Source organism: Kitasatospora sp. NPDC022856, assembly GCF_055561235.1.
Map to the genome: position 1 here is coordinate 1 of NZ_JBVHHE010000095.1, position 7,024 is coordinate 7,024.

At 69.1% G+C, this 7,024-nt stretch carries 5 protein-coding genes; 3 read left to right on the plus strand and 2 right to left on the minus strand.

Going from position 1 to position 7,024, the window contains the following annotated elements; all coding sequences use genetic code 11:
• Together ACZ34W_RS38110 and ACZ34W_RS38115 are read right to left on the minus strand one after the other, a co-directional pair.
• On the minus strand, positions 1-344 hold a 344-nt coding region (locus tag ACZ34W_RS38110), incomplete at its 3' end, for a transposase (RefSeq protein WP_465611025.1).
• Positions 345-1,063: 719 nt separating this feature from the next.
• Positions 1,064-1,951 carry an NAD(P)-dependent oxidoreductase gene (locus ACZ34W_RS38115; RefSeq protein WP_465611019.1) on the minus strand — a complete coding sequence of 296 codons (888 nt, stop codon included), beginning with the start codon at positions 1,949-1,951 and terminating at the stop codon, positions 1,064-1,066.
• Between the two features lie 53 nt (positions 1,952-2,004).
• Between ACZ34W_RS38115 and ACZ34W_RS38120 the strand changes: the two genes are divergently transcribed.
• The 3 genes from ACZ34W_RS38120 to ACZ34W_RS38130 all read left to right on the plus strand — a co-directional run bounded on the left by ACZ34W_RS38120 (position 2,005) and on the right by ACZ34W_RS38130 (position 6,574).
• On the plus strand, positions 2,005-2,382 hold the full coding sequence (locus ACZ34W_RS38120; protein WP_465611021.1) for a winged helix-turn-helix transcriptional regulator: 378 nt from the start codon (positions 2,005-2,007) through the stop codon (positions 2,380-2,382).
• 1,651 nt (positions 2,383-4,033) lie between these two features.
• Entirely contained in the window at positions 4,034-5,050 is a 1,017-nt protein-coding gene (locus ACZ34W_RS38125; protein ID WP_329490213.1) for a DNA cytosine methyltransferase, read from the plus strand.
• 336 nt (positions 5,051-5,386) lie between these two features.
• Positions 5,387-6,574 carry a NaeI family type II restriction endonuclease gene (locus ACZ34W_RS38130; protein WP_465611023.1) on the plus strand — a complete coding sequence of 396 codons (1,188 nt, stop codon included), beginning with the start codon at positions 5,387-5,389 and terminating at the stop codon, positions 6,572-6,574.
• Positions 6,575-7,024: the final 450 nt, after the last annotated feature.

Genomic DNA, 7,024 nt, shown 5'->3' on the forward strand with positions numbered 1-7,024 from the left:
ACCTTCTTGCCGCCGTCGTACCCGTGCCGGCCGCCCCGCTCGGTCCCCTTGACGCTCTGACTGTCGAGCACCCCAGCACTCGGCATCGGATCACGCCCCTGACCAGCACGCTCCCGGGCACGCAATGCTGCGAGTATGCCTTCCCACCGTGCTTCGATCCGCCACACCCTCCAGTAGTGATACACCGTCTGCCAGGGCGGAAGATCATGCGGAAGCAACCGCCACGCGCACCCGGCCCGCAACCAGTAAGCCAGTGCGTCCACGATCTCGCGCCGGGTATGCACAGGCGGCCTGCCCCCCGGCCTCGGCGACGGAATCAACGGCGCGAGAACCGCCCATTCCACATCGGACAAGTCTGTCGGATACACAGCACGCCGGTCAGCCATCCTCGACTCCCCACCACAGAGTGACTGGCAACTCGCCTGCCCTGGTGGGGAGTTCTCAGACACCCTCTAACCCTTCCGCTCCCATCCGGCTGCCGTCGCCGGAGCATGAGCCGTGAACGCGGCGGGCGTGTGCGATGAGGAGTCTCCCGTCCTGAGACGACTCCGGTCGTCAATTGCGCGGCTGCCGAGGAGTCGGCTTCACCCGGGCACGCGGCGGCGTATTCCGGGGTGATGTCCGCGCAGCTATCCGCCGGATCAGGGGTGCCGTCGGGTGCGGGAGCCGACGGCGGGAAGTCAGGGTCGGGGCCGGCGGTGAACCACTTGGCCTCGGTGGAGGGCACGAACGCGTTCGGATGAGGTGTCACGAGATGTCACGGCTCTCACGCGCCTCTCACGGACTGACGGTCATGAGATGACATCAGGCAGCGTGCGGGGTGGACGAGATAGGCCCCGACCTGCGTCATTCCGACTGATGAACACCGGTCGGACACCCTTTCGGCCGCTGGGGGTCAAGGGGTCGCAGGTTCAAATCCTGTCGTCCCGACAGTGATGTCGGAAGGCCGCTGGCCTGGGAGTGCTCCCAGGCCAGCGGCCTTTTTGTTGATGGGCCGACAGGTGGTCGGCGAAAGTGGTGCCGTTGTCGTGGGTGCCGGCGCCCGGGCCGTTGTCGGTTGGGGTCAGCGGCGGCCCAGGATTTCGGCGAGGCGGCTTACTCCGTCGGTGCCGTGGCCGAGGGCTATGGTGCGGCGGACCAGGCCCTCGGCGGCGCGCATCAGTCCGGACTCGATGCCGTGCGACTCGGCGGTGTGGACGACGTGGGCCATGGTGGAGACCGCCGAGGTGAGCGGGTTGATCGCGCCCGAGTAGCTGCCGCTGTCGAAGTCCTCGGCGAACTCGGCGAACAGCGGGGGCAGGATCGCACCGATTCCCTGGGCGAACGGCGCCAGCTCCCGCCCGGCGATGCCCTCGGCCTTGGCCAGCGCCAGCGCGTGCACGAAGCCGGCCATCGCCGTCCAGAAGATGTCCAGCAGCGCGATGTCGAAGCCGGCCGCCCGGCCGATCTCCTCGCCGAGATGGGTGTGGGTGCCGCCGAGCGCCGCCAGCACCGGCGCGTACCGCTCGTAGAGGTCGGCGGGCCCGCTGTGGATGAAGACCGCTTCCGGTGTGCCGATGCTCGGGGCCGGCGTCATGATGGCGCCGTCCAGGTACCCGATGCCGTGCTGCACCGCCCAGGCGGCCGTGGCCCGGGCGCGGTCCGGCGAGTCTGCGGTCAGGTTGACCAGCGTCCGGCCCTTGAGCGCGGCCTCCACCTCCTCGCGGTGCAGCACGGCGTCCGAGGCGTCGTAGTTCACCACGCAGATGACGGTCAGCTCGCTCGCGGCCACGGCCTCCTCGGGCGTGGCCGCACTCACGACGCCCCGGGCGACCAGTGCGGCATCCCGGCCCGGGGTGCGGTTCCAGACCGTGGTGTGGACGCCGGCGTCCAGGAAGGCGCCGGCCAGGGCGCGTCCCATCGGCCCGAGACCGAGCACGGTGACGGTGGGCCGGGTGAGGTTGGTGGACATACTTCATCTCCTGTAGACATGGTGGTGGACAGCGACGACTCCGGGGGGAAGAGATGACGCGCGGTCAGGCCGTGAACCCGAACGTGTGCGGGGTGACCGCCGTGGTCGCCGTGATCGACGGCAAGTGGAAGTCGTCCCTGCTCTGGCTGCTGGAGGCCGGCCCGCAGCGCCCCGCCGCACTGCGCCGACTGCTGCCCGGCCTCAGTGAGAAGGTCCTCACCCAGGCCCTGCGCGAGATGGAGTCCGACGGCCTGGTGCACCGCGAGGTGTACGACGTCCTCCCGCTGAAGACGGTCTACTCCCTGACCGACTTCGGCCGCCGACTCTCCGACGCGCTCGGCCCGATCTCCGACCTGGGCCACGAGCGGCTCGACCGGATGGCGGCCGAGCAGGCCGAGCAGGTAGGACGGGTCGAACTGCCGGTCTCCTGACCTTTCTGTCATCTCCCTTCGCCCCCTTCTGGGCACCAGTCTCGTGGTGCTGCATGCGGCTGCCCAGTACGCACAAAGAAGTGGCTACTGGGTAGGGACGCGCTGGTCGCCAGGTGACGGGACCACACCGCCGATATCGTGGCTGTCCGGCCGGACGGACAAGGGGCCGGTACTTCCCTGGGCCGGTAGCCCTCCAGCGGTTGACTGCGTCGGGTACGACACCGACCGACAGGGAGCGGCCTGTGGAGAAACCGGGTTCGAGGACTTGCCTCAATTCACCGGGACCAGCGGGAGGAGCGTGCGCTGCCGGTGGCTCGTCGCCACCCCGGAGGACTCGTGGCGGGTGCCGTCGCCTCCGGCCTTACCGGTGCTCTCCCGCTGGATGCGGGGGCGGCGCGGCGGCGACCGAGGCGTGGCGCGGGCAGCATCGATGACCCGAGCCGAACCCGCAGACGCTGGGTGCGGCGATCCACCATCCCATCCGGCTCGCCATGATGGCCTTCCTCTCGGGCGGTGCCAGGCGGACATGGCTCTCACCGTCCCGGCAGGGTCCGGGGGCACTCGACCGGCACTTGGCCGGGCTCCAGGCCCTCGCCGCCGGAGCCCGCCAGGTCGGATCGCGGGCCAGGCAACCGCCCTCGGACACGGCAGCAGGCTCTCGCGCGGGCTGAGCCGGAGCGTGGGCATCGGCAGCCGGTCAGGTCCGGTGCGATTCGCCGCTGTCCGGTGCCGGGGGCGATCGCGTCGGTCGGTGACGGCTGTCTGCTCGATGTCGCCGAGCTCGACGCAGGTGAGTTCAGCATGGACGAACGGCGCGTCGCCCGCCGCGGCCACATCCTCGACCGGAACCGCGCGCCGGGCGGTAGGCAATCGTTCCGACAGGGCCGGCTCGTTGCCCGCGGCGATGGTTCGGCAGAGTTGATCGGCGCGCGCTCCTGCGGACTCGAAGGCGGACCCCAGCTGGCCGGCACACTACTCACGGGCCGGGGCTAACGCGGCCTCCGCGCAGATGCTCGGCCAGCCTGTGGAGTTCGTCGCGGCTGGCGGTTCAATGCCCGGCTCGCGCTCCTTCGGCACACTCGAGCGGATGCACGCGTGGGGCCGGTCGAGGAACGTGTCCCGTCCGGCGAGCACCGAGTAGCCGCCGACGCCCTTCGGGTCGCCCTGGACTCGGGGCGGGAACGACGGTAGCCCCCGCAGGCCGCCGTGGCGAGGTAGCGGGCGGACTCGTTCACGTATACGGCGACGGCCGGGTTCTGGGGCTTAAGTCTCGATCTTGCCTGGACCCCCGGATCAGGCTGCAGGACACTGCCATCAGGGCCACGCGCAGCAGCTGCTGCCCGGAGACAACCCAGGCTGGCTGGAGAGGGCCTCTGCGAGCCCGCGGCCGGGAGTCCTGGTGGTCAGCCTTCCGGGACCCGGCCTCTGCGCTTGTCCGGGCCTGCCGCAGTGGCGGAGGTGGACCCCCGGGCGGCGAGAGAGCTGCGGCTCGGAGGATCGGACGGGCAGTGCGGTGTGCTCGGTGCCAGGCCTCCGGTCGGCTGGTCCTCGCCTGTAGGGTCCTTTGAGCTGGCTGCTGATCCCTGCCAGCCGGGCAGGACTCGGCGATCCCGACCTCGCCATGTACGCACACTCTCGACACGGAGGACTGATGCCGACCCCCGGCGCTCCCGACATCCTGGACCTGTTCGCCGGCCCCGGCGGCTGGTCCGAAGGCCTGCGCCGATACCACGGCCTCACTGACATCGGCATTGAGTGGGACGCTGCCGCCTGCCAGACACGGGCTGCCGCGGGGCATCCGACTGTCCGCGCGGACGTCGCGCAGATCGCAACCGCGCCCATGTTCGGCCGCATCCGCCGTCTCATCGCCTCCCCGCCCTGCCAGGCCTGGTCGCGAGCAGGCAAGCAGCTAGGGCTGCAGGACCAGCCCCACGTTCACCAGGTGATCGACGACCTCGCCCGCGGCCGGGATACCCGTGCGGAGCTGCTGGCGGAATGCCTGGATCCCCGCTCCCTGCTCGCTGCCGAGCCGATGCGCTACCTCCATACCCTGCGGCCCGAGGACACCGTCATGGAGGAGGTACCCGACGCGCTGCCGTTGTTCCGCCACTACGCGGAGATCCTCCGGGGGTGGGGCTACAGCGTCTGGTGCGGCAACCTGAACGCGGCGGACTTCGGTGTGCCGCAGAGTCGGCGGCGAGCGCTCCTCATCGCGTCCTGCGTGCGTACCGCCCAGCCCCCCGAGCCCACCCACACCGAGCACGGCGAAGAAGGGAACCTCTTCGGCGAGTCCCGCGCCCGCTGGGTGTCCATGGCAGAGGGTGTTGGCTGGGGGGCCACCGACCGGCCCGCGCCCACCGTCACTGCTGGCGGTGGTAAGACCGGCGGCGCCGAGCCCTTCCCGACGCAGGCCCGCCGCGCCCTGGACGTATCCCGGGAACGCGGTGCGTGGAAGAACCGCATCGCCGCGTCGGACGGGGCGCGCATCACCGTCCGGGAAGCCGGCGTGTTGCAGTCCTTCCCGGCGGACTACCCCTGGCGGGGAACACAGACGAAGCAGTATGAGCAGGCCGGCAACGCCGTCCCGCCGCTGCTAGCCGCGCACGTGGCTGCGGCGGCCTTCGGCCTGCCCCAGCCACAGGAGGAGGAAGCAGCAGCGGTGCTCTGACCAGTCCGTTCCGTTCGACTCCATGAGACTGGGACCGTCTTCGTGCCGCTGGTTGGTGTGACTAGACGGGCGCGTCTTCAGGCTGGCGTCTCCGGCCTCCTGGACCTTTGCCTTCTTCCGTCGCTTGCATGACTTGCGGCGCGCTGACGGCAGCTCGCCGTTTCCGGCCGTCCGGGCAGAACTCCCGCTACCGCTTCTGCCGTACCCCGCAATCGGCCCGGGGCGAGTTCCGCACGTCCCAATCCGGATAACCCGGACACGCAGGCAGGGGCGACGCCTGGGTTGATGCCAGCCGCCTTGCTGAAGCTGTCTGTGCTTGATGCCAGACTGCAGCGCGTGACGATACAAGAGGGTCTGCCGTTCCCGCAGGACGCTGTTCAGGCTGGCATGCAGGAGTCGCGGGCGTTGGCAGCGAAGCACTCCCGCCGCGACACGTTCCGCACCTGGGATGTCCCGCGTGACGACATGAGCAAGATACCGCGTGAGTGGCGGATTCAGCCCGGCCTTGTGCAGCAGGTCCCCGATGACCTTGCCGAGTTCGTCGAGTGGTTCGACGGCCAGCCAGAGGCGCGGGAGCGCTTCCGATGGGCGTTGCGTGACTCCCTCGATGAGCTGCTCGACGGTCAGCGGACGGGGCGCTGGGCGTACCAGCACCTGACGAAGACCGAGAAGACATATCTGGGGACCGCCGTCGAGGTGAACCTCACGAAGGAGTTCGACATAGCCAACGGCAAAGACCTCGACTGGTCCATCGCCGACGTGGACATTGACTGCAAGTTCTCTAAGGATCTCGGCGGCTGGGAGATTCCGATGGAGATGTACCAGTGCGCTGACCACGGCGAGCGGGGCGGCCGCGCCGACCATCCTGCACTGGTGGCCTGGATGAGTGACGACACGAGTGAGTGGGCCGCGGGCATCGTACGGATCACTGATGAGCGCCTGCGCTGGAGGAAGGGGCTGGATGCAAACGGCGACCGCGTTCGTGCGTACAACCGGGACAACAAGCGCAAGCTTGCCGACACCGCCAAGTCTGACGTGTACTGGCTGTGGGGTGGCCTCCAGACAGATCTGCCGACGAACCTGCTGCTCCGCCTGGATATCGGTACACGCGAGCGGATCCTCACAGCGTCGCTGCCGCGTCGGCCGTCGTCGGGCCAGCAGCGGCTGAACCAGCTGTTTCGCGAGGTGCAGGACCGGATTGTCGGCCGACAGACCGTATTGACCGTCGGTCAGCAGGACGACTCGCCTAAGCGTGCCCGCGACGCACGCAATGATCTTCGTCCGGAAGGCATCGTCGTCCTGGGTCATCAGGGCTCGCACCCGCACGTCGCCCGCGCGCTCGAACTGCCAGCACCGGTCAAAGGTGAGTGGATCTCCACCCGCCTTGCCCCTGTCTCACCTGATGATGAGCGACCGAAGTTCTCGCTGGACGGCCAGTTCTGGGCACGCGCTCGTGGGAATGAGCCGACCCATCCCGCGCCTGATCTTCCTGACAAGCGAAAGATCGATGGGCAAACGGATTGATCAGGCCAGCGATCCATCTCCGCCTTGTCCATCCCGGCGTCGGGTAGACGGCTGGCCGGTCCGGCTGAGGGCAGCGGAAATAGGCGGAGTCAGCCGCTCGCGAGCCTCCACGGGCCTGGGGCAAGTGGTGGCAGTTCAAATCCTTTCGTCCGGGCAGTGATGCCGGAAGGCTGTCGGCTGGGAGGAATGCCAGGCCAGCTGCTCCTTGTGTGATGCGGCATCAGGTTCGACGCCGGGTTGCTGCCGTCCTGTTCGGGCCCACTGGGGACCAGGGTGCTCCCCGATAGGCCGGCCCGAGCGTGGCGGGCGGCGTACCTGGTTTTCGGGTTGTTGTAAGACGCCGTTGTCGTACCGATCAGGGCGGTTGCCGATCGAACGGGAGTCCCGTTCGGGTGATCGCGGGGTGATGGACGCATGAAGACAGGGCCTCCGGTGCAGCTCCTGGGTGTT